We start from the raw sequence: 20,162 nt of genomic DNA, 5'->3' as shown, positions 1-20,162 counted from the left end.
CCGCATGACCCCGGCGACTGTCCCCGCGCGGCCGACCGACCGCCTGCCCCGCGGCGCGTCCGCCGGCGTCCCGGCGCCGCGCACCACGTCCGACGCCCCGTCCGGTGCCGGGTCCGGGACCGGGTTCGACCCTGGGTTCGACAGCCCGACCGACACCCTGCCCCTCCGGCCGCCACCGGCCCTCCGCACGCCCGGGGCCGCCGGGTCCGCCTCGGTGCGCGGGCTGCGGCGCGTCGCCGCCGACGCCACCGCCGTGCGCGGCGCCGGCTCCGGGCTCGCCCTCGCGGTCGCGGACGGCGTCGGCGACTCCGCCGCCGCCGCGCTGGCCGCCCGGGTCGCCGCCGACGTGGCGGTCGCCGCGGCCCCGCGGATCGGGTCGATGCACGCACTGCTCGCCGCGCGCGACGCGGTGCGGCTGGAGCCGGGCGCGGCCGACGCGGTCATGGTGGTCGCGGCCGGGCTGGCCGGCGGCGGCTGGACGGTGTCCTGGGTCGGCGACTGCCGGGCCCTGCTCGTGACCGACCGCGGCGTCGAGCTGCTCACGCACGACCACACCGTCGCGCAGTGGCTCCGCGACCGCGGCAAGGACCAGGACGGCACGGAGATCGTCCCGGCCTGGGAGAACATCGTCATGACGACGGTGGGCAGCGTCGGCCCCGACACCGTCGGCCACGCGCGGGGTCCCGCCGGGCCGGGCACACTCGTGCTGGTCAGCGACGGCGTGCACCGCACGCTCGACGAGGAGACGATCGCCTTCCTCGTCCGCCGGGCCGGCGCACCCGCCCGCGCCTCGCGCGACCTCGTCGACGCCGCGCTCGCCACGGGCAGCCACGACAACGCGTCGGCGACCGTGGTCCCGCTCCCGGAGGAGTGGGCGGCGCGCTAGCCGCGCACCGTGGTCACCGTCCCGCTGCCTCCGCCAGCCGCGGCACGACCTGCGCCCGCCCCGGGATCGACGACGTCGGCAGGCCGGCGGTGGCCGGCGACAGGGTGAGGCCGAGCTCGGTGAGGAACCGGGCGGAGACGTCGTCGGCCGAGTTCACCGCGTGGACGCCGGTGTCGGTCGGGCCCACGAGGAACGACAAGTCCGGCCGATCAGCGCCGCGGTGCCGTCCGCGCCTCCACGATCCGGTTCTGCGTGTCCGTGATCAGCTTCTCGCCCTCGTCGACCTTGCCGAGCGCCGTCGCGATCGCGCGGGTGGCGTTCCTGCCAGGAGGCGGGCTCACGATCTTCCACCGCGTCACGGCGGAGGAGGTGACCCTGCCCCTCAGAGCAGGTCCAAGGCCGCGGCGACGACGCTGTCGGCGTCGATCCCGTGGTAGCGGTACACGCTGTCGAGGTCGCCGGACTGCCCGAAGCGGGTCACGCCGAGGTGCGTGGCCCGAACCTGGTTGATCCCGGCGAGGAAGGCCAGCGTGTGCGGGTGCCCGTCGAGCAGGGTCACCAGCGGGGTGGCCCGACGGGCCGGGAAGGCGGCGTCGAGTATCCAGGTGTCGGCGCTGCCGTGCCCGGCCCGGGCCTGGACGGCGTCGAACAGCAGCCCCGGACTCGTCACCACGATCACGTCGACGGGGGTGCCCAACGACTCCAGCCGCTCGGCGGCGGCCAGCGCCTCGGGCACCATCGCACCCATCGCCGCGATCGTGACCGCCGGCTGCTCGCCGGTCCGCAGCGGGTACGCGCCCGCCACGACCTGCCGGCGACGCCGCTCCCGGGCCGCCGGGTCGGCGGGCACCGCGGCCAGCGACTGGTCGACGGGCCGGGTGGACAGCCGCAGGTAGGCGCTGGTCCCGTCCGGGCGGCCGAGCCGGGCCAGCGACGCCAGCAGGGTCCACTCGACGTCGATCGCGAAGGCCGGCTCGTAGGTGACGCACCCCGGCTGCTCGAGTCCCACCGACGGTGTGGTGATCGACTGGTGCGCCCCGCCCTCCGGCGCGAGCGAGACCCCGGACGGCGTGCCGACCAGGATCGACTGCCCGCCCGCGTAGATCCCGAACGACCACGGCTCGAGCGCGCGCTCGACGAACGGGTCGTAGAGCACCCCGATCGGCAGCAGCGGCTGCCCCCACCGGGACCAGGTCGCGCCCAGCTCGCCGAGCGCCCCGACCAGGTTCCCCTCGGCGATGCCGAGCTCGATGTGCTGCCCCGTCGGCCGCTCCCGCCAGTGCAGGATCGTCTCCGGGTCGTCGTCGAACCAGTCCTTGCGCTCGGCCGGCGACCAGACCCCGACCTTGTTCACCCAGCCGCCGAGGTTGGTCGACGACGAGACGTCCGGGCACAGCGTGACCACCCGCCGGGCCGCCTCGGGCGCCTCCCGGGTCAGGTCCAGCAGCGCCCGGCCCAGCGCGGCCTGGGTGGTGGCCCGGCCCGACGGCGTCCGGCCGATGTCCGTGGGCAGCGCCGGGGCGTCCACCCCCTCGACCGGGCCGCGGCGCAGCCGCTCGGCGGTCTCGGCGCAGAGCCGGCCCGCGGGGGTGTCGGGGGCGAAGCGCTGCCACGGGGCGTCGAGCGTCATGCCCGAGCGCTCCGCCAGCTCGCCGATCTGGCCGGCCGAGAGCAACGACGAGTGGTTCTGCGGGTGCCCCTCGCTGGCCAGCCCGAACCCCTTGACCGTGTAGGCGAACACGACGGTCGGGCGGGTGTCGTCGATCTGGGCGAAGGCGTCGCCGACGGCCTGCAGGTCGTGCCCACCCAGGTTGCGGATCGCGGCGTGCAGCGTGGCGTCGTCGAGCGTGCCGACGAGCTGCTCCAGCCCGGGCGAGTCCGGCAGCCGCTCCCGCAGCTGGGCCGGGGTGCAGCGGAGCAGCCGCTGGTACTCCGGGTTCGACATCTCGTCGATCCGGCGCCGCAGCGCCTCGCCGCCCGGGCGCTCGAACAGCTCGTGCAGCAGCCGCCCGTACTTGACCGTGAGGACCTGCCAGCCGGCGGCGGCGAACATCCCCTGCAGCCGCGGGGCGCCGATGTTCGGCACCACCCGGTCCAGGCTCTGCCGGTTCAGGTCCACGAGCCACACGACCTCGCCCAGCTCGGCGACCATCGGGTCGAGGATCGCCTCCCAGACCGCGCCCTCGTCCAGCTCGGCGTCGCCGACCAGCGAGTACTGCCGCCCGGCGCCGGCCTGCTCGCCCAGTGTGGTGATGTACCGGCGGGCCAGCGCACCCCAGATCGGGGCGGTGGCGCCGATGCCGACCGAGCCCGTCGAGTAGTCGACCGGGTCCGGGTCCTTCGACCGTGACGGGTAGCTCTGCAGCCCGCCGAACGCGCGCAGCGTGGTCAGGTACGACTCGTCGAGCTCGCCGAGCAGGTAGTTGATCGCGTGCAGCACCGGCGAGGCGTGCGGCTTGACCGACACCCGGTCGCCGGAGCGCAGGTGCTCGAACCACAGCGCCGTCATCAGCGTGGTCATCGACGCCGACGACGCCTGGTGCCCGCCCACCTTCAACCCCGTCGGGTTGGGCCGGACCCGGTTGGCGTGGTCGATGATCGCGGTGGAGAGCCAGCGCACCCGCTGCTCGATCTCCCCCAGTACCGCGAGCCGGTCGGTGCCGGCGGGTCGGGAGTCGGAGACGGCGGTCATCGGTGGGCTCCTCTCGTGCACGGTGCCCGACGAGCGCACCACCGATACGCTCCCTGCACAAGTCGGGGCCTGGGATGCGTGCATCCTGCACACGGCGGCGGCCCGACATCGCGAGGAGGCGAGCACCGTGCACACCGTCAGGCCGGCCCCGATCGACGCCATCGACGCGCGCCTGCTGCTCGCGCTCGCCGAGAACCCGCGCGGCACCGCGCTGGCGCTCGCCGAGCGCGCGGGGCTGTCCCGCAACACGGTGCAGGCTCGGCTCACCCGGCTCGAGGAGAGCGGGGTGCTGGGCAGCGTCGAGCGGCGGATCGACCCGGCGGCGCTCGGCTACCCGCTCACGGCCTACGTGACGGTCACGGTGGTGCAGCGCAAGCTCGACCCGGTCGCCGACGCGCTCGCCGCGGTGCCGGAGGTCATCGAGGTCCTCGGCATGACCGGTGAGGGCGACCTGCTGGTCCAGGCCGTCGCGCGCGACGCCGACGACCTCTACCGCATCGCCGGCCTGCTGCTCGCGATCGACGGCGTGGAGCGCACCACCACCGCGCTCGTCATGCGGCGGCTCGTGGACCACCGGGTCACCTCGCTGGTCGAACGCGTCGCCCGGGCCCGGTGACCGGGGGAACGCCCGCCGCGCCCGGGAGCTAGCGTCCGATCATGAGCTCCCTGCTGCCGTCGACCGAACGCACCCTGCTCGCCCGCGTCGCCCGGGCGCAGCGCGACGGGCGCTGCCCCTCCCTCGTCGCCGGCGTGGTGCGCGGCGGGACCCTGGCCTGGTCCGCGGGCCGCGGCGCCGTCGACGAGCCGCACGCCGACGTCCAGTACCGGCTCGGCTCGATCTCCAAGACGGTCTGCGCGATCACCGTGCTGCGGCTGCGCGACGAGGGCCTGCTCGACCTCGACGACCCGTTCGAGAAGCACGTCCCCGGCACCCCGCTCGGCGACCGCACGCTGACCCAGCTGCTCTCGCACACCGCCGGCGCCACCTCGGAGAGCCCCGGGCGGTGGTGGGAGCGCACGCCCGGCGGCACGCTCGACGACCTCGACCTGGGCGAGGAGCACCGCGTCCTGCCCGGCGGGCGCCGGTTCCACTACTCCAACCTCGGCTTCGGGCTGCTGGGCGAGCTGGTCGCGCGCGTGCGGGGGCGCGCATGGGACGAGGTGGCCCGGGACGAGGTGCTGCTCCCGCTCGGGATGCGCCGCACCACCCCACGCCCGGACGGACACGCCGCCCAGGGCTACGCCGTGCACCCGTGGTCGGACGAGCTGCTGGCCGAGCCCGAGCACCACGCCGGCGTGATGGCCGCGGCCGGGCAGCTGTGGGCCACGGCCGCGGACCTCGGTCGGCTCGCGGCGTTCCTGCTGGGCGACACGGGCGACGTCCTCTCCCCCGCCACCGTGGAGGAGATGACGATCCCGTCCGGCGTCGACTTCTCCGGCCCGACCTGGTCGTCGTACGGGCTGGGGGTGCAGGTGCAGCGGCACGAGGACCGCACGCTGGTTGGGCACGGCGGCTCGATGCCCGGCTTCCTCGCCGGGCTCTGGGCCGACCGCGAGGAGGGCACCGCCGCGCTCGCCTTGGCCAACGTCACGTCCGGGCTCGACGGCGCCCTCCCCGCGAGGCTGCTGGCCGACCTCCGCGCGGCCGAGCCGACCGTCGTCGACGCCTGGTCCCCCGCGCCCTCGCCGGTGCCCGTCGAGCTGCTCGGGCCCTGGTACTGGGGCCCGTCGCCGTACGTGCTGCGCGCGGTGCCGGGCGGGCTGCTGCACCTCGGCGGGCTCGGGCGGCCGGGCCGCTCCTCCCGGTTCCGGCCGCGCCCCGACGGCACCTGGGTCGGGCTCGACGGCTACGTCGCGGGCGAGACGCTGCGGCTGGATCCCGTCTCCCTGAACCTCGCCACCTTCGTCCTCACGCGCACGCCGTACGACCCGGCCGCGCCCGTGCCGGGCGGGGTGTCGGGTTCGGGGTGGTTCTCGCCGTGACGTTCGGGTAACGATCCACCTCGGGCATTCGCCCGTTTTCGCAGGTGGAACCGGCGGTTCGCCCTGGTCCGTACGGTGCGCAACCAAAAGCGCCACACGGAACGGGAAGGGACGTTGCGGTTGACTCTGCCCGTTCGGGGACCGATGGTGACGGACGCACATGGACCGGACCGACTCAGGTGAGGGGGACCCCGCTCCGTCGGGGACACGTCGCATGACAGTCAAGGAACCCACCGCGGGTGGCCCCGCCCCGAGCCCGGGCCACCAGAACGGCAAGCCGGACACGTCCGCCTCGGACTCGTCGCCGATGCCCGAGGGCGGCAGCGCCGCCGATCAGCGGAAGCCGACCGACAGGATCGTCTTCGGTGTCTCCGCGGCGCTGGTCGTCGCCTTCATCGTCTGGGGCATCGCGGGCACGGAGAACCTGTCGGGCGTCGCGAGCGCGGTGCTCGGCGGCATCATGAGCGCGGGGGGCTGGTTCTTCATCCTCACCGCCTCCGGCTTCGTGGTCTTCGCGATCTGGATCGCCCTGAGCCGCTACGGCAAGATCCCCCTCGGCCGCGACGACGAGCGGCCGGAGTTCCGCACCAGCTCGTGGGTCGCGATGATGTTCTCCGCGGGCATGGGGATCGGCCTGATGTTCTACGGCGTGGCCGAGCCGCTCTCCTTCTTCACCGCACCGCCCCCGGGCAGCGGCGCCTTGGCGGGCTCCCCGCAGGCCCTCGACGCGGCCATGGCGACCACGCTGTTCCACTGGACCCTGCACCCGTGGTCGATCTACGCCGTCGTCGGCCTGGCGATCGCCTACGGCACCTTCCGCAGGGGCCGCAGCCAGTTGATCTCGTCCGCCTTCGCCCCGCTGCTCGGCACCCGGCGCACCGAGGGCGGGCTCGGCAAGGCGATCGACATCTTCGCGATCTTCGCGACGCTCTTCGGCTCGGCCGCGTCGCTCGGCCTGGGCGCCCTGCAGATCGGCGGCGGCATCACCGCGCTCGGCTGGATGGACAACCCCGGCACGGGGCTGCTCGTCGGGATCATCGCCGTGCTCACCGTCGCCTTCATCGCGTCCGCGGTCACCGGCGTGGCCAAGGGCATCCAGTACCTCAGCAACATCAACATGGTGCTGGCAGCGATCCTGGCGTTCTTCGTGTTCGTGGTCGGCCCGACCGTGCTGATCCTCAACCTGCTGCCCGGCGCGGTCGGCCACTACCTCGCCGACCTCGCCTCGATGGCCGCCCGCACCGGCGCCGACGGCCCGGAGACGGCCGAGTGGCTGCAGAGCTGGACGGTCTTCTACTGGGCGTGGTGGATCTCCTGGACCCCGTTCGTCGGCATGTTCATCGCGCGGATCAGCCGCGGCCGGTCGATCAAGCAGTTCATCGCCGGCGTCATCCTGATCCCCAGCGTGGTCTCCCTGGTCTGGTTCGCCATCTTCGGCGGCGCGGCGATCTCGCGGCAGCAGGCCGGGACCGACCTCGCCTCGGCGGGCACCGAGGGCCAACTGTTCGGGCTGCTGCAGTCCTACCCGATCGGCGCCGTGCTGGCCGTGGTCGCGATGCTGCTGGTGGCGATCTTCTTCGTCTCCGGCGCCGACGCCGCGTCCGTCGTCATGGGGACGATCTCGCAGCGCGGCTCCATCGAGCCGAGCCGCGGCATCGTGATCTTCTGGGGCGCGGTGATGGGCGCCATCGCGGCGATCATGCTGCTGGTCGGCGGCTCGGACGCGCTGTCCGGCATCCAGAACATCACGATCATCATGGCTCTGCCGTTCGTGATCATCATGGTGCTGCTGTGCGTGTCCCTCTACAGGGATCTGCGCGAGGACCCGCTCATCCGCCGTGAGGACCGGGCCGGTGAGGCCGTCGAGCAGGCGGTCGACTACGGCATGAAGGCCCACTCCGGCGACTTCATCCTCAACGTCAAACCCAAGAGCATGGCCGACGGCGCCGACGAGGCGCGCCGGCACGGCGGGGGCACGGTCCTGCCGGGCGAGCCGCAGCCGCCACGCAAGGCCTGAACCACCTTCCCGGCAGGGCCCCCGGACGCGTGCCGGGGGCCCTGCCGCGTGCGCGGCCCCTACCGCACGGGCCCGTCGCGGGGTGCCGGACCCCCTGTGCGACACGGCCCCGCCGGGCTGAGAAGGTGGATCTCGATGCGTCTCGTGTTCGCCCCCGGTGACGACCAGGGATACGCCGGAGCCCGGGACCGGCTGCTGGAGGCCTTCCTGACGTGGGCCCGCCGGCGCCGGGTCTCGGCGGACGTCTTCCTGGTCGCCGCCGCGCTCGACTACAAGTACGCGTTGGACCGCAGGCTCGGCCGCTGGACCCGGGCGCACGTCGCCGACGCGCTCGGCATGTGGTTCCCGCGGCACGTCACGGTACTCGACGCCGAGGAGGTCCCCGAGGCCTTCCACGCGCTGATCGACTTCCTGGCCGACGCCGACGGGCTCGACCACCGCTCCGCCTCGCGCGCGGAGCTGCACGCCCAGGTGCGCGACTCCACGCCGGCGCTGCTCGACGGCATCGCCGACGAGCGCAACTACGACCTGGGCAAGTTCTGGGGCGTCCAGCTGCGCCGGCACGGCGTCGACCCGGCCGATCCCCGTGCGGTGCAGCGCTTCCTCGACCGCGCCCGCTCCGGCGAGGTCCACATCGACCGGGCCGCGCTCGCCGAGATCACCCGGCGCGAGGAGGAGACCCCGCGCGACCCGGCGCCCGCGCCCGAGCTGCCGCCGGTGCTGCTGCCCAGCGCGGCCGAGATGGTCACCGCCGCGCAGGAGAGCAGCGCGCTCGACCTGCTGCGGAAGCTCACCGTGTGGGTGCGGGCGGGCCGCCGGCTCACCCGCGACGGCAAGCTCGGCCTGGCCGACGCGCTGTCCCTCGCCGACCTGCTCGGCCTCGACCAGCTCTACCGGGACAGCGCGCGCAGCAGCACGGACCTGCCCGAGACCTCGATGCTGCTGCACTGGGCCAAGGCCGCCCGCCTGGTGCGCCCGCTGCACGGCCGGCTGGTCCCGGTGAAGAGCGCGGCGAAGGACCTGCACCGGCCGATCGAGCTGTGGCGGCGGGTGTTCTCGGCCGTCGGGCGGATCGGCGACCACCTCGGGGGCACGGACGTGTTCGGGGCGCCGTCGCTGTTCGGCATGTCGCTGGCCGACGCCTTCCCGATCCTCTGGCTCGAGCTCTACGCCGCCGGCGGCGGGCCGGTCCCGGTCGAGCTGTTCCACCGGCTGGTGCGCGAGGCCGTCAACGAGGAGTGCGGCTGCGTGGTCGACGACCTCGCCGGCGACGCCGAGGGCCGGCTCTGGCGGCGGGACGTCACCGCACTGCTCGACGCGCTGGAGCTGCTCGGCGCGGTCGAGCTCGGCGAGCTGCTCGACGCCGAGGAGCTCGACGGGCTGGTCGAGCTCGCGGGCCGGGACGACCCGGACCCCACGATCGTCTCGCTCACCCCGATGGGGCTGTGGGCGGTCCACGAGACCCTGATCGACCAGGGCCTGCACGCGCCGCTGCCCGGCGAACTGGCCGACGAGGACCTCGAGTACGTGTGCGTGCGGATGTCCGAGGTGCGCAGCGCGGTCGCCGAGGCCGAGCTCGACGCCTGGGTGGCCGCCCGCACCCCCGCCGACGCCGCGCGGGAGATCGGCCGCTTCCTCGCCCGCACGGACGACCCGGTGCACCGCGACCTGGCCCTGCACGCGTTGGCGCGCACCGGCCCGATCGGCCTCGCCGAGGCCAAGCGGCTGCGGGGCGGGCCGGACGGGGACCGCTACGACGATCGCCCCGACGAGCTCTCGGACGAGCTGCAACCCTCCTGACCGCGGGTCGCGCTGCAGCCCCCCGCGGGTCGCGCTCCCACGCCCCCGCGAGTCGGGAGCTCCGGCACCGCGAGTCGGGAGCTACGGCACCGCGAGTCGGGAGCTACGCGGGGACCGGGAGGTGGCGGCGGGAGTGCCGGAGGACCACCGCGGTGCCACCCAGCGCGACCAGCACCAGGCAGCCGAGCAGGACCGGGTAGCTCGCCACCCCGCTGAGCACGGCGAGGATCGACGGCAGCAGGAACCCGACGTAGGCCAGCGCGTAGTACACCCCGGTGAGGGCGGCCAACTCGTCCGGCCGGGCCAGGCGCTGCAGCTCCAGCAACCCCGAGACCACGGCGATCCCGTAGGCGGCGCCGAGCACCACCGCCGCGACCAGCGCGACCACCGGCGACCGGACGACCGCCGCGACCGCGCTCACCGCGAGCCCCGCGGACATCACGACCATCGAGACCACGACGCCGCGCGCGCTCGTCGTCCGGTCGAGGCGCTTCGCCAGCGGCTGCACCAACGCGCCCGCGCCGAGCGTGCAGACGGTGAGCAACGTCGAGTAGGCCAGCCCCCACGTCCCCAACCGGTCCCCCACCAGCTGCGGCATGATCGCGTAGGCCACGCCCGCCGAGCCGAAGATCCACGGCGCCATCGGGGTGATCACCCGCCGGAACCGCGGGTGCCGGGTGCCGGCGAACCGCCCGGTGGTGCGCGCTGCGGGCGCGACGCGGGTCTCGGGCAGCCGGACGATCGCGAGGAGCGCAGCCGCGGCCAGCACCGCGTGCAGGACGTACGGAAGCTCCATCGGGAAGGGTGCCCACTGCGCGAGTACGCCCGCGACCCCCGCGCCGAGCCCGAAGCCGAGGGTCAGCCAGAGCGCGCCGCGCCGGGTGCCGGTGGCGCGCTCGGCGCCGCCGCGCACGGACAGCTCGGTCACCCACGTCGACCCGACGGCCATCGCCACGGCCACGCCGACGCCCGTCACGAACCGGCCCGCCGCGATCCAGCCGACGCTCCCGAACGCCAGGAACACGCTCGCGACCAGCGACGCCGCGGTGCCGGCGAGCATGACCGGCCTGCGGCCGTACCGCTCCGACAGCGCCCCGACCGTCAGCAGACCGGGCACGAGCCCCACGACGTACGCGCCCAGCAGGGCGTCGACGGTCAGGATCGAGAGCCCGGACTCGCGGTACATGACCAGCAGCGGGGTGAACTGGTTGCCGCCCCAGCCGCACGCGAAGACCGCGGCCGCCGCGGCCCGCCAGGCGTTCCTGTCCTTCGGTGCTGGGCTCACCGCCGGTGCGTCCCGTCCAGGTGGGCGCGCAGCGCGACGGCGAACGCCGCCTCGTCCTGCGCCTCGACGACCCCGATCAGCTCCTCGTGCTCGCGCAGCACCCTCGGGAGCTCCTCCGGCACGGGACCGAGCGCGTGCACGCTCATCCGGCGCTGGCGGTCGGCGAGGGTGGCGTAGAACCGCATGGTCAGCGCGTTGCGCCCGGTCCCGACGAGCGTGCGGTGGAAGGCCTCGTCGGCCTCGGCGAAGGCGTGCAGGTCACCCCGCTCGGCGTGCCCGCGCTGCACCTCCAGCGCCGCGCGCAGCTCGGCGACGGCCGCCGGGACCTGCTCGGGGCGGCGAAGCAGCCGGCGGACGGCCGCGGTCTCGACGGCCTCGCGGGCGTCGAGCACGTCCTCGGCCTCCCCCGGCGGCACGGGCACGACGACCGCGCCGCGCTTCGGGATCAGCGCGAGCAGGTCCTCGGCCTGCAGCCGCAGGAACGCCTCCCGCACCGGGGTGCGGCTCACCCCGAGCCGCGCCGCGATGTCGCCCTCGCTGAACAGGTGTCCGCCGGGCAGCTCGCCGGTGAGCACCAGCTCCTTGGTCAGCGCGTAGGCCCGGTCGGCGGCGGGCGCCTGCCCGTCCGGCGCGGGGTCGTGCGCGGACGTCGCGGGAAGCGCGGAGGTCTCGGGTACCGGGGACACGCCCGGTACCCTATCAAGTCAGATGCAAGCTTGTATCTATGCTTGCATCCCAGGCATCAGGTCAGCGGGGCGTCGTCGCCGTAGCGCACCGCGGGCGCCTGGCCCGTCAGCTCGTCGCACAGGTCCGACAGGCGCGAGTCCAGACGCTGCTGCACGCGCTCGAGCGAGTCGAGCTCCGTCATGATCTCCAGGGTGTGGCGCGGCCCGTCGATGCCGGACAGCGCACGGCGCAGCTCCCCGCGCAGTTCGGAGATCCGCTCCCGGCACTCCTCGACGGCGCTGCGGTGCGCGGCGAGTCGGGCCCGCTGACCGGCGTCGAGCGAGTCGGGCACGGAGTCGAGACGCTCCTGCAGGCGGTACGGGTTCACGGGCGGTCCTCCCCGGTGGTGGACGGGTGGTGACGATCACTCTGTGATCGCTGACACACGCGACCGTAGCCGACGACGGACCGGTCCGAAAGGCGGGACTCGAACGTGTCCCGGGCCGGGGGACGACGGAGGGGCGGTCAGGCGGAGCGGCGGTCCCGCTGCTGCGGGATCGCGGCCAGCGCCGCCGCGGCACGCACGTCGAGCGGGCTGTTCGTGGCCTGCTCCGGGACCTCGACGGCGTCGACGGCGCCGCGCCTGCGCTCGCGGACCAGGTCCGTGGTCAGGTGGTAGTGCCCGTGCCGCGACCGCTTGCAGACGTACGCGCGCTGCGCCCGGGCGCCGAGCTCCTCCAGCTCGCGCGCGGCCGCCTCGGCGGACTCGCGATCCGGGTAGATGACCTTGCCGTCCGCCCCGACGCCCTGCCGGCGCGGCGCAGTGCCCGCGAGCTCCGCACGGCTCGGCTTGCAGAAGATCGGGCGGCCGGTGCTCATCAACCGCGCGTAGCGCAGCAGGATCCGGGCGCGGTCCAGGTCGCGGACCCGACCCCGCGGCTCCATCGGCTCGCGGTCCCCGGCCTCCGGGGACACGCGCGGGCGCGGGGTGAGGCGGCGGACCCGGGCGAGGTCGGAGGGCGACGGAGCCTGGCGCGGGACGAACGGCCGCACGCCCTCGGACCCACCGGTGCCGCCGGGGGTGCCGTGCTCCTGCTCGCCGCTCATCTCGTCCTCCAACTGTCCGTCGCCAGTGGAACGCTCGTCGTTTCCTGGATCGTGGGAGCCATCCTGCCCCGTTACCCGTCGACCGCGGTGTCCCACGATCGTGTCCACTCCGGGGTTCGATCACCGTGAGTAGCACCTCGCCCGCCGGCATGACGACTCTCCGTACCCGGATCGGTGCACAGCGCTGCGGCGAGGCGACTGCTGCTTCTATGCTCCGGCCACTCGGGGGAGGTGCCATGGCGGCGGGGACGGGCGAGTGGACAGGACTGTTCGGCCGATCATCCCTTGCCCCGACCGTCTTCGAGGTCGCCGCCGGCGCCCGGCCACGGGTCCGTGAGTGGCTGGCCGCGCAGAGTGTCGCGACGGCATGGACGCGGGACCCCCACGCCCCCGCGGTCGAGGCCTGGGCCGTGGCCGACGGCGGCGTCGTGGCCGTGGCGCGGTGGACGCCCGCCGGGGCTCCCCCGGCCGGCGAGGCGCTCCCGAGCGGGCTCTACGTCGTCGGGTTCGGTGCGTTCCGGCTGCTCACCGCGGCGCTCGGGGTGCCCCGTCCGGCGCGCCCGCTGCCCGGGGAACCGCTCTTCGACCTCGACGCACTGTGCCTGGCCCACGAGGCCGTCTCCCCCACCTGCCCCGACGCCGTCGAACAGGCCGAGCTGCTCGCGACCTGCGTCGATCTCCAGACCCTGCGGCTGGTCGCGGGCGCCCTCGACGCCGCCTCGACGCCGACCCGCCCCGTCGTCGTCGCACCCGCCGGACGACGTCCCTCCCCGTTCCCGCGCGACCGGCCACCCACCACCGGCACACTCACGGGGTGAGCCGCTGGGTGCTGCACGTCGACCTGGACCAGTTCCTGGCCGCCGTCGAGCAGCTGCGGCACCCCGAGCTGGCCGGACGCCCCGTGATCGTCGGCGGCAACGGTGATCCCGCCGCGCGGACCGTGGTGGCGACCGCCTCGTACGAGGCGCGGGAGTACGGCGTGCACTCCGGCATGCCGATGCGGCTGGCCGCCCGCAAGTGCCCCGACGCCGTCTTCCTCCCCGCCGACAACCCGGCGTACGAGGCGGCGTCGGAGGAGGTCATGGCGGTGTTGCGGGAGTTCCCGGTGGTCGTCGAGGTGATCGGCTGGGACGAGGCCTTCCTGCAGTGGGACGGCGACGACCCGGAGGCGCTCGCCCGCGAGATCCAGGCCGAGGTCCGCGCCCGCACCCGGCTGTCCTGCGCGGTCGGCATCGGCGACAACACGTTGCGCGCCAAGATGGCGACCGGCTTCGCCAAGCCCGGCGGCGTCCACCGGATCACCGCGCACAACTGGTTCGCGACGCTCGGCGACCGGCCCACCGAGGCCCTGCACGGTATCGGCACGAAGACCGCCCGCAAGCTCGCCGAGCTGGGCATCCACACCGTCACCCAGCTCGCCGAGGCCTCCCCGACGGCCGTCGGCGAGCGGCTCGGGCCGCGCATGGGTCCGTACTACGTCTCGCTCGGCCGCGGCATGGGCCGCACCGAGATGGAGGCCTCGCCGTACGTCCCGCGCTCGCGCAGCCGCGAGACGACCTTCCCGGCGAACCTCGAGGACTGGGCGGCCGTCCTCGCCGAGATCTCCGCCCTGTCGGCGCGGGTGGCCGACGACGTCGCCGCCGAGGGCCGCGACGTCGCCCGGGTCGGGGTCAAGGTGCGCTACGCACCGTTCCTCACCCGGACCCGCAGCCTCACCCTCCCGGCCCCCACCCGCGACCCCGCGGTCCTCGAGGCCGCCGCCCTCGAGGTCGCCGGCTGGTTCCGGCCGGACCGCGCGGTCCGGCTGCTCGGGGTGCGGGCGGAGTTCGTGGAGGTGAGCGGGTGACGCCGGCCGGTCGGCGGCGAACCCTCCCCGGCGGACGACCGCTCGGCGCACGGTTCCCCGACACCGTCGGTGCCCGGTGGGAGGCTCCGCTGCACAACGGCATCCGCTGCTCCGGAGGAGATCGCCATGCCCTTCACCGACACCCCGTGGCCCAACGGCGCGCCCTGCTGGGCCGACATCGCGGTACCCGACCTCCCCGCGGCGCTCGGCTTCTACGGCGCCGTGATCGGCTGGTCGTTCGTCGACACGGGCGAGGACTACGGCCACTTCGCCATCTGCCAGACCGAGGGGCGGGCGGCGGCGGGCATCGGGCCGGTCATGCAGGAGGGCCAGCCCAGCTTCTGGACCCTCTACCTGGCGACGGACGACGTCGACGCCACCACCAAGCTCGTCACGGACGGCGGCGGGTCGGTGCTCGCAGGCCCGATGGACATCCCCGACACGGGCCGGATGGCCGTGTGCGCCGACGCGACCGGCGGGGTGTTCGGGCTGTGGCAGGCGGCCGGCCAGGTCGGGATCGAGGTGTTCAACCAGCCGGGCTCGCTGGTGTGGGAGGACGCGCGGCTCACGGACGTCGAGCGCGGTCGCGAGTTCTACTCCGGGCTGTTCCCGTACCGGTTCGCCGAGGTCCCGGGCCTGCCGCTCGAGGAGTACGGCACCTTCGGGCTGGGCGACGAGCCGCTCGGCGGGATGGGCGGCACCATGGGCGCGCCCGAGGGCACGCCCAGCCACTGGCTCGTCTACTTCGGCGTCGAGTCGGTCGACGCCTCCGTCGCCGCCGCCACCGAGCGCGGCGGGACGGTGATGATGGCCGCGCAGGACACGCCGTTCGGGCGGATGGCGGTACTCACCGACCCCTTCGGCGCCCCCTTCGCGGTGCACCAGGAGATCCTGGACGCCGAAGAGAGCTGAAGCGGGGGGTTGAGGGCGGGCACACCCGCTCCTGCCCGGTGGCACACCCTGAATGGTGTGTCGCGCCCGACCTGATGTACGAGCGGGACGAGCGGGTGTGCCGCCGGGCGAGGGGACATCGGCACAACTGCCCGACGGCGGCAGGCACCAGCACCACCGCCGCCGAGCCGGGGGAGCCCCGATCCACTTGCTTTGCTTGTGTCAAGCAAACTACTGTGCCCGGTAACTCCCGGGAAAGCAGGTGGCGCCCTCGTGTCCGAAACCGTCCGCGGCAGGGCACCCGAGGAGCTATCGGTCGTGGACGATCCGGATCTGGCCCCGCTCCCCCGTCGTCGCGCGGTGTTCGCGGTGGTCGGGGTGGCCCTGCTGATGTTCTCGCTGGACCAGACCTCGGTGGCCACGGCCCTGACGACGCTCGAGCGGGACCTGGGCGCCACCCTGGCCTGGACGAGCTGGACGGTCACCATCTACGCCGTCGGGCAGATCCTCGCCCTGCCGCTGGGCGGCCGGCTCGGCGAGCAGTTCGGCCGGCGCCGGGTGTTCCTGTGGGCGGTGGCGACCTTCACGGCGGTCTCGTGCGCCTGCGCCGCGACCACCGACATCGGCCAGCTGATCGCGTGCCGGTTCGTGCAGGGCCTGGCGGGCGGGCTGATGCTGCCCGCGGCCAACGGCATCGTCGCCCACGCCTTCGGCCGGGACCGCGACCGCGCGCTGGCGCTGTTCACCAGCGTGTTCCCGATCGGCGCGATCCTCGGGCCGCTCGTCGGCGGGGTGATCCTCACCGTCTGGTCGTGGCGCGGCATCTTCCTGGTCAACCTGCCGATCGGCGCCCTGCTCGTGGTCGCCGGGGCACTCCTGATCCGGGATCCCCCGCGCAGCCGTGTCGAGCGCGTCGACGTCGCCGGCATCGTGCTGCTGACCCTCGCGCTGCTCGCCACGATGGTCGCGATCACCCGGGTCGGCTCGATCGGCGACGGCGTCGCGGGTCCCGTCGGCGTGGTCGTGGCCGGGGTCGTGGCCCTCGCCGCGGGCTGGTTCTTCCTGCGACACGCGCGTCGCCATGCCGACGCCGTCGTGCCGGCACGGCTGCTCAGCGGCGGCGGCCTCGGGATCATGAACACCACGAACGTGCTGTTCGGGGCGGCGATCATCGGCTTCTCCGCGCTCCTGCCGCTCTACGCGCAGGTCCGCTACGCCCTGCTCCCGCTGGCCGCCGGCGTCCTGCTGACCGCCCGCGCGATCGGCACGATCGCCTCGTCGGGCGTGTCGGTCGCCCTGCTGCGCCGGGTGGGGCACCGGCCGCTGCTGCTGGTCGGGCTGGGCGGGATCGTGGCCGGCCTGGTCCTGGGCGCGCTGCCGCCCGCGGGCGTCTCGCCGGCGGTCTGGCTGACCGCCGCCGCGGCCGTGACCGGGCTCGGGATGGGGCTCGCGGGCCCGGCCGCGAACAACGCCGGGATGCACCTGGTGCGCGACGACGTCACCGCCGTCTCCGGGCTGCGGATCATGTTCCGCCAGATCGGCGGGATCGCGGCGGTCTCGGTGACCACGGCGGCCGTCACCGCCTCCGACGACCCCGGCCTCGCGGCCGCGATCTGCTTCGTCGTGCTGGCCGGCCTGTTGACCGCGGCGGCGGTCGCGGCCGCGCGGCTGCCCAACCACCGCGGGCGATGGTGATCGCCGCCGTCGGCCACCGCGGGCGAGGGTGCTCGCGGGCCCGCCCGACCATCCCGGACGAGGCGCCGGCCCGCCCACTCCGGGCGGTGACGACGTCCACTAAGGTGATCGCTCGTCACCTATCGTGGAGGTCGCGATGGCCCGCGTGTCCGACCTGGGCGGCGCCCCCGGTCATGGTCCCGTCCCGGCGCCCGACCCGGCCGAGCCGGTCTTCGGCGAGCGCTGGGAGGGCCGCGCCTTCGCCCTGACGGCGTTCACCATCGGCCGGCTCTCCGGCCGCAACCTGGAGGCCTTCCGGGACACCCTGGACCGGCTCACCCCGGCCGAGTACCACGACCCCGGCTACTTCGGCCGCTGGCTGCACGCCGCCGAGGCCATGCTCGTGGCCTCCGCGGTCCTCGCGCCGGGCGCGGTCGACGCGCGGGCCCGGCGGCTGGCCGGCGAGACCGTCGAGGACCCGCCTGACCCTCCCGAGCCCGCGAAGCCCGACTACGCTCCGACCGCCCCGGGCTCGTTGCGCGAGGTCGAGGCCACGCCGGAGTACGCCGTCGACGACCGGGTCCGCGCGCGGGAGGGCGCCCGGCTGCCCGGGTACGCCCGCGGCCGCGTCGGGACCGTCGCGCGGGTGCAGCCCGCGCACGTCCTGCCCGACACCCACGCGGTGTTCGCGGGCGAGAACGCGCAGCACGTCTACACCGTCCGGTTCTCCGCCCACGAGCTGTGGGGCGACGGGGACGACGTCGTCGTGACCCTCGAGCTGTTCGAGACCTACCTGGAGCGCGCGTGACCGGCCCGTCCTCCCCCGCCCTCCGCGCCGAGGCCCTGGAGCAGCTGCTCACCGAGCGCGGCCTGGTGCGGACCGACGTGATCGACGGGTTCGTGGCCAGGTACGAGTCCGACGTCGGGCCGCTGAACGGGGCCAGGGTCGTCGCACGGGCGTGGGTCGACCCGGAGTACAAGGCCCGCCTGCTGGCCGACGCCACCCCGGCGATCAAGGAGGTGGCCTGGGGCGGCGGGGCGAACGGCGAGCACATCGTGGTCGTCGAGAACACGCCCGAGCGGCACCACGTGGTCGTCTGCACGCTGTGCTCCTGCTACCCCTGGCCGGTCCTCGGGCTGCCGCCCTCCTGGTACAAGGACCCGGCCTACCGCGCCCGGGTGGTGCGCGAGCCGCGTGCGGTGCTGGCCGAGATGGGCCTGGAGCTGCCGCCGGAGGTCGCGATCGAGGTCCACGACTCCAGCGCCGAGGTGCGCTGGCTGGTCCTGCCCGAACGCCCTGCCGGCACCGACGACCTCACCGAGGAGGAGCTCGCGGCGCTGGTCACCCGGGACGCGATGGTCGGCGTGGCGAAAATCGCCGCGCCGTGACCGCCCCGCTGGCCGTCGACGGCCCCGCCGCTCCCCCGCGCGCGAACGGCGAGCTGCTGTTCACCGCCCCCTGGGAGTCGCGGGCCTTCGGGATGGCGGTGGCGCTGTACGAGGCCGGCGCCTTCGCCTGGCCGGACTTCCAGCAGGCGTTGATCACGCGGATCGCGGCCTGGGAGGCGGCGCCGGAGGGCGGGTGGAGCTACTACACGCACTGGCTCGGCGCGCTCGAGGACGTCCTCGCCCTGTCCGACGGCGTCGGCGCGCGGGCCGCAGCCCTCGCCGGCCGCGCACCCGGGCACGACCACGACACCGGGAGCGGCCACGGCCACGGGCACTGACTGCGGAACCTAGGATCGCGGGGGTGGAGACCTGGACGGCCGCGCAGTGCGCGGAGGCGTGGGGCGTGCGGCCCGGGACCTGGGCGAGCTACGTCTCCCGCGGCCAGGCGCCCGCCGCGCTCGCCGGCGACGGGCCACGCCGCTGGTCCGCCGACGAGGTCCGGGCCTTCCCGCGCCCCGGCGCCGGCCGCTCCCGCGCGGGCGCGGGCGACGAGGCGCAGGCCCTGCTCGCCGAGATGAGCGACGTCGCCGCGCGGATGGAGGAGCTGCGCGCCGAGCAGCGGCGGCTGCTGCTCGAGGGTCGCGAGCGCGGCCTGGAGATCAGCCCCATGGCGAAGGCCCTCGGGATCTCGCGGCAGACCGCGTACGCCTGGCTGGGATGAGCACGACCACGGAACCCCCCGGCGGCCGCGGCGCGCTGCGGCTGCTGCAGGCCGCGGTCGCGACCAGCAGCCTGGACCGGTTCGCCATCTCCCCGCTGCTGCTGGCGATCGGCACGGAGCTGGGTGCATCGCTGGCCCAGTCCGCGGCGGTCGCGTCCGCGTACTTCCTGGCCTACGGCCTGCTGCAGCCGGTGTGGGGCATGCTCGGCGACCGGATCGGCCTGGTCCGGGTCATGCGGATCGCCCTCGTGATCGCCGGGATCGCCGGCGTCGCCTCGGCGTTCGCGCCGTCGGTGCTGGTCCTGGCCCTGCTGCGGACGATCACCGGCGGCTGCTTCGGCGCGGTCAACCCGGCGGGGCTGGTCTACGTCGGCGACACCTGGCCGACGTCGATCCGGCAGCGGGCGCTGGTCGACCTGGCCGCGGCGACGTCGTTCGGCGTCGCCGTCGCGACGGCGGGGGCCGGGGCCCTCGGGGACTGGGCCGGCTGGCGCGTGGTGCTGGCGGTCACCGCGACGGTCGCGCTGACGCTGGGCGTCGTGCTGCGGCGGCTGCCCGAGCCGCCGCGCAAGGTCCCCTCCGGCCCGCTGCAGGCGCTGGGCACGGTGCTGCGCGAGCGCTGGGCCCTCGTCGTGCTGGTCCTGGTGTTCGGCGAGGGCGCCCTGGTCATCGGCGTGCTCACCTACGTCGCGCCCGCGATCGAGTCGCTCGGCTTCTCGCCGACGGTCTCCGGTGTCGCGGCGGCGGGCTACGGCGTGGGCGTCGTGCTGGCCTCGCGCTCGGTCCGCCCGCTCGTCGGCCGCTTGTCGACGACGGCGCTCGCCACGGTCGGCGGCGTCCTGCTGGTCGCCGGGTGGGGCGTCCCCGCGGCCGCGGTCACGCTGCCGACGGCCGTGGTGGGCGGCCTGCTGCTCGGCGGTGCCTGGGCCTTCCTCCACTCGACCCTGCAGAACTGGGCGACGTCGGTGGTGCCGCAGGAGCGGGCGACCACGATCGCGCTGTTCGCCGCGACCCTGTTCCTCGGCAGCGCGGCCGGCACCGCCGTGGCCGGGCCGGCGGCCGACGCGGGCGCCTTCCCCGCGATCTTCCGCGTCACCCTGGTGGCCTCGGCGGTGCTGGCCGTGGCCGCACCGCTGCTGATCGCCCGCTACGCCCGCCGCCCCGGAGCGAACGGCACCCTCGCTCAGTAGGTGTGAGCGAGAGCG

Annotated in this window: 21 protein-coding genes; 14 read left to right on the top strand and 7 right to left on the bottom strand. The window is 75.0% G+C overall.

What is annotated here, in order from left to right; translation table 11 throughout:
* The first annotated feature begins 4 nt into the window (after nt 1-4).
* Complete coding sequence (locus ACQP04_RS12230; protein WP_433507164.1) at nt 5-886, top strand: PP2C family protein-serine/threonine phosphatase; 882 nt, start codon at nt 5-7, stop codon at nt 884-886.
* A 13-nt stretch (nt 887-899) separates the two neighbouring features.
* Here the strand turns inward: ACQP04_RS12230 and ACQP04_RS12225 are convergent, their stop codons facing one another.
* The 3 genes from ACQP04_RS12225 to ACQP04_RS12215 are packed head-to-tail and all read right to left on the bottom strand — an operon-like array spanning nt 900 to nt 3,578.
* Nucleotides 900-1,085: a hypothetical protein gene (locus ACQP04_RS12225; protein WP_433507163.1), complete on the bottom strand. Its 186-nt coding sequence runs from the start codon at nt 1,083-1,085 to the stop codon at nt 900-902.
* A gap of 10 nt (nt 1,086-1,095) precedes the next feature.
* Nucleotides 1,096-1,227: a hypothetical protein gene (locus ACQP04_RS12220; protein WP_433507162.1), complete on the bottom strand. Its 132-nt coding sequence runs from the start codon at nt 1,225-1,227 to the stop codon at nt 1,096-1,098.
* A gap of 41 nt (nt 1,228-1,268) precedes the next feature.
* Nucleotides 1,269-3,578, bottom strand: a complete 2,310-nt coding sequence (locus tag ACQP04_RS12215; RefSeq protein ID WP_433507161.1) for a transketolase-like TK C-terminal-containing protein — start codon at nt 3,576-3,578, stop codon at nt 1,269-1,271.
* Between the two features lie 127 nt (nt 3,579-3,705).
* Here ACQP04_RS12215 and ACQP04_RS12210 point away from each other — a divergent pair, with 127 nt between their 5' ends.
* From ACQP04_RS12210 to ACQP04_RS12195, 4 genes are all read left to right on the top strand, one after another.
* Nucleotides 3,706-4,194, top strand: coding sequence for an Lrp/AsnC family transcriptional regulator (locus tag ACQP04_RS12210; RefSeq protein WP_037041521.1), 489 nt, complete (start codon nt 3,706-3,708; stop codon nt 4,192-4,194).
* A gap of 41 nt (nt 4,195-4,235) precedes the next feature.
* A complete protein-coding gene (locus ACQP04_RS12205; RefSeq protein WP_433507160.1) occupies nt 4,236-5,561 on the top strand; it encodes a serine hydrolase domain-containing protein in 1,326 nt (441 codons plus the stop codon).
* Between the two features lie 307 nt (nt 5,562-5,868).
* Entirely contained in the window at nt 5,869-7,578 is a 1,710-nt protein-coding gene (locus ACQP04_RS12200; protein WP_433508351.1) for a BCCT family transporter, read from the top strand.
* A 135-nt stretch (nt 7,579-7,713) separates the two neighbouring features.
* Nucleotides 7,714-9,378: a hypothetical protein gene (locus ACQP04_RS12195; protein WP_433507159.1), complete on the top strand. Its 1,665-nt coding sequence runs from the start codon at nt 7,714-7,716 to the stop codon at nt 9,376-9,378.
* 103 nt (nt 9,379-9,481) lie between these two features.
* On the opposite strand, the gene ACQP04_RS12190 is transcribed toward ACQP04_RS12195, so the two are convergent.
* The 4 genes from ACQP04_RS12190 to ACQP04_RS12175 form a co-directional block, all read right to left on the bottom strand.
* On the bottom strand, nt 9,482-10,663 hold the full coding sequence (locus ACQP04_RS12190) for an MFS transporter (protein WP_433507158.1): 1,182 nt from the start codon (nt 10,661-10,663) through the stop codon (nt 9,482-9,484).
* The gene (locus tag ACQP04_RS12185; RefSeq protein ID WP_433507157.1) at nt 10,660-11,349 is read right to left on the bottom strand and encodes a GntR family transcriptional regulator; all 690 of its coding nucleotides are present in this window, start codon (nt 11,347-11,349) and stop codon (nt 10,660-10,662) included. The genes ACQP04_RS12190 and ACQP04_RS12185 overlap by 4 nt, the downstream gene beginning before the upstream one ends.
* A gap of 56 nt (nt 11,350-11,405) precedes the next feature.
* Nucleotides 11,406-11,717, bottom strand: a complete 312-nt coding sequence (locus ACQP04_RS12180; protein WP_037040694.1) for a hypothetical protein — start codon at nt 11,715-11,717, stop codon at nt 11,406-11,408.
* A gap of 137 nt (nt 11,718-11,854) precedes the next feature.
* Nucleotides 11,855-12,436: a hypothetical protein gene (locus ACQP04_RS12175; protein ID WP_433507156.1), complete on the bottom strand. Its 582-nt coding sequence runs from the start codon at nt 12,434-12,436 to the stop codon at nt 11,855-11,857.
* A 236-nt stretch (nt 12,437-12,672) separates the two neighbouring features.
* On the opposite strand from ACQP04_RS12175, the gene ACQP04_RS12170 reads away from it, so the two are divergent.
* The 9 genes from ACQP04_RS12170 (at nt 12,673) to ACQP04_RS12130 (ending at nt 20,147) form a co-directional block, all read left to right on the top strand.
* A complete protein-coding gene (locus ACQP04_RS12170) occupies nt 12,673-13,254 on the top strand; it encodes a hypothetical protein (protein ID WP_433507155.1) in 582 nt (193 codons plus the stop codon).
* Nucleotides 13,251-14,282 (top strand): DNA polymerase IV, encoded by a 1,032-nt coding sequence (locus ACQP04_RS12165; protein ID WP_433507154.1) that lies wholly within the window; start codon nt 13,251-13,253, stop codon nt 14,280-14,282. Before ACQP04_RS12170 ends, ACQP04_RS12165 begins: the two co-directional genes overlap by 4 nt.
* 126 nt (nt 14,283-14,408) lie before the next feature.
* Nucleotides 14,409-15,194, top strand: coding sequence for a VOC family protein (locus ACQP04_RS12160; protein ID WP_433507153.1), 786 nt, complete (start codon nt 14,409-14,411; stop codon nt 15,192-15,194).
* Nucleotides 15,195-15,491: 297 nt separating this feature from the next.
* Nucleotides 15,492-16,868 carry an MFS transporter gene (locus ACQP04_RS12155; protein ID WP_433507152.1) on the top strand — a complete coding sequence of 459 codons (1,377 nt, stop codon included), beginning with the start codon at nt 15,492-15,494 and terminating at the stop codon, nt 16,866-16,868.
* Between the two features lie 136 nt (nt 16,869-17,004).
* Complete coding sequence (locus ACQP04_RS12150; RefSeq protein WP_433507151.1) at nt 17,005-17,655, top strand: SH3-like domain-containing protein; 651 nt, start codon at nt 17,005-17,007, stop codon at nt 17,653-17,655.
* The gene (gene nthA / locus ACQP04_RS12145; RefSeq protein WP_433507150.1) at nt 17,652-18,236 is read left to right on the top strand and encodes a nitrile hydratase subunit alpha; all 585 of its coding nucleotides are present in this window, start codon (nt 17,652-17,654) and stop codon (nt 18,234-18,236) included. Before ACQP04_RS12150 ends, nthA begins: the two co-directional genes overlap by 4 nt.
* The gene (locus tag ACQP04_RS12140) at nt 18,233-18,574 is read left to right on the top strand and encodes a nitrile hydratase accessory protein (protein ID WP_433507149.1); all 342 of its coding nucleotides are present in this window, start codon (nt 18,233-18,235) and stop codon (nt 18,572-18,574) included. The genes nthA and ACQP04_RS12140 overlap by 4 nt, the downstream gene beginning before the upstream one ends.
* A 23-nt stretch (nt 18,575-18,597) precedes the next feature.
* On the top strand, nt 18,598-18,957 hold the full coding sequence (locus ACQP04_RS12135) for a hypothetical protein (protein ID WP_231498033.1): 360 nt from the start codon (nt 18,598-18,600) through the stop codon (nt 18,955-18,957).
* Nucleotides 18,954-20,147 (top strand): MFS transporter, encoded by a 1,194-nt coding sequence (locus tag ACQP04_RS12130; RefSeq protein ID WP_433507148.1) that lies wholly within the window; start codon nt 18,954-18,956, stop codon nt 20,145-20,147. The genes ACQP04_RS12135 and ACQP04_RS12130 overlap by 4 nt, the downstream gene beginning before the upstream one ends.
* Nucleotides 20,148-20,162: the final 15 nt, after the last annotated feature.

This window comes from Pseudonocardia halophobica (assembly GCF_050948485.1).
GTDB lineage: Bacteria > Actinomycetota > Actinomycetes > Mycobacteriales > Pseudonocardiaceae > Pseudonocardia > Pseudonocardia halophobica.
The sequence above is the reverse complement of the archived record's forward strand: the minus strand, read 5'-3'. Positions and strand labels throughout refer to the sequence as shown.

Bases quoted from the DNA above. Each gene is read 5' to 3' on its own strand.
- ACQP04_RS12230 (WP_433507164.1), top strand. From the start codon at position 5: ATGACCCCGGCGACTGTCCCCGCGCGGCCGACCGACCGCCTGCCCCGC.
- ACQP04_RS12215 (WP_433507161.1), bottom strand. From the start codon at position 3,578: ATGACCGCCGTCTCCGACTCCCGACCCGCCGGCACCGACCGGCTCGCG.
- ACQP04_RS12205 (WP_433507160.1), top strand. From the start codon at position 4,236: ATGAGCTCCCTGCTGCCGTCGACCGAACGCACCCTGCTCGCCCGCGTC.
- ACQP04_RS12200 (WP_433508351.1), top strand. From the start codon at position 5,869: ATGCCCGAGGGCGGCAGCGCCGCCGATCAGCGGAAGCCGACCGACAGG.
- ACQP04_RS12195 (WP_433507159.1), top strand. From the start codon at position 7,714: ATGCGTCTCGTGTTCGCCCCCGGTGACGACCAGGGATACGCCGGAGCC.
- ACQP04_RS12175 (WP_433507156.1), bottom strand. From the start codon at position 12,436: ATGAGCGGCGAGCAGGAGCACGGCACCCCCGGCGGCACCGGTGGGTCC.
- ACQP04_RS12170 (WP_433507155.1), top strand. From the start codon at position 12,673: ATGGCGGCGGGGACGGGCGAGTGGACAGGACTGTTCGGCCGATCATCC.
- ACQP04_RS12160 (WP_433507153.1), top strand. From the start codon at position 14,409: ATGCCCTTCACCGACACCCCGTGGCCCAACGGCGCGCCCTGCTGGGCC.
- ACQP04_RS12150 (WP_433507151.1), top strand. From the start codon at position 17,005: ATGGCCCGCGTGTCCGACCTGGGCGGCGCCCCCGGTCATGGTCCCGTC.
- ACQP04_RS12130 (WP_433507148.1), top strand. From the start codon at position 18,954: ATGAGCACGACCACGGAACCCCCCGGCGGCCGCGGCGCGCTGCGGCTG.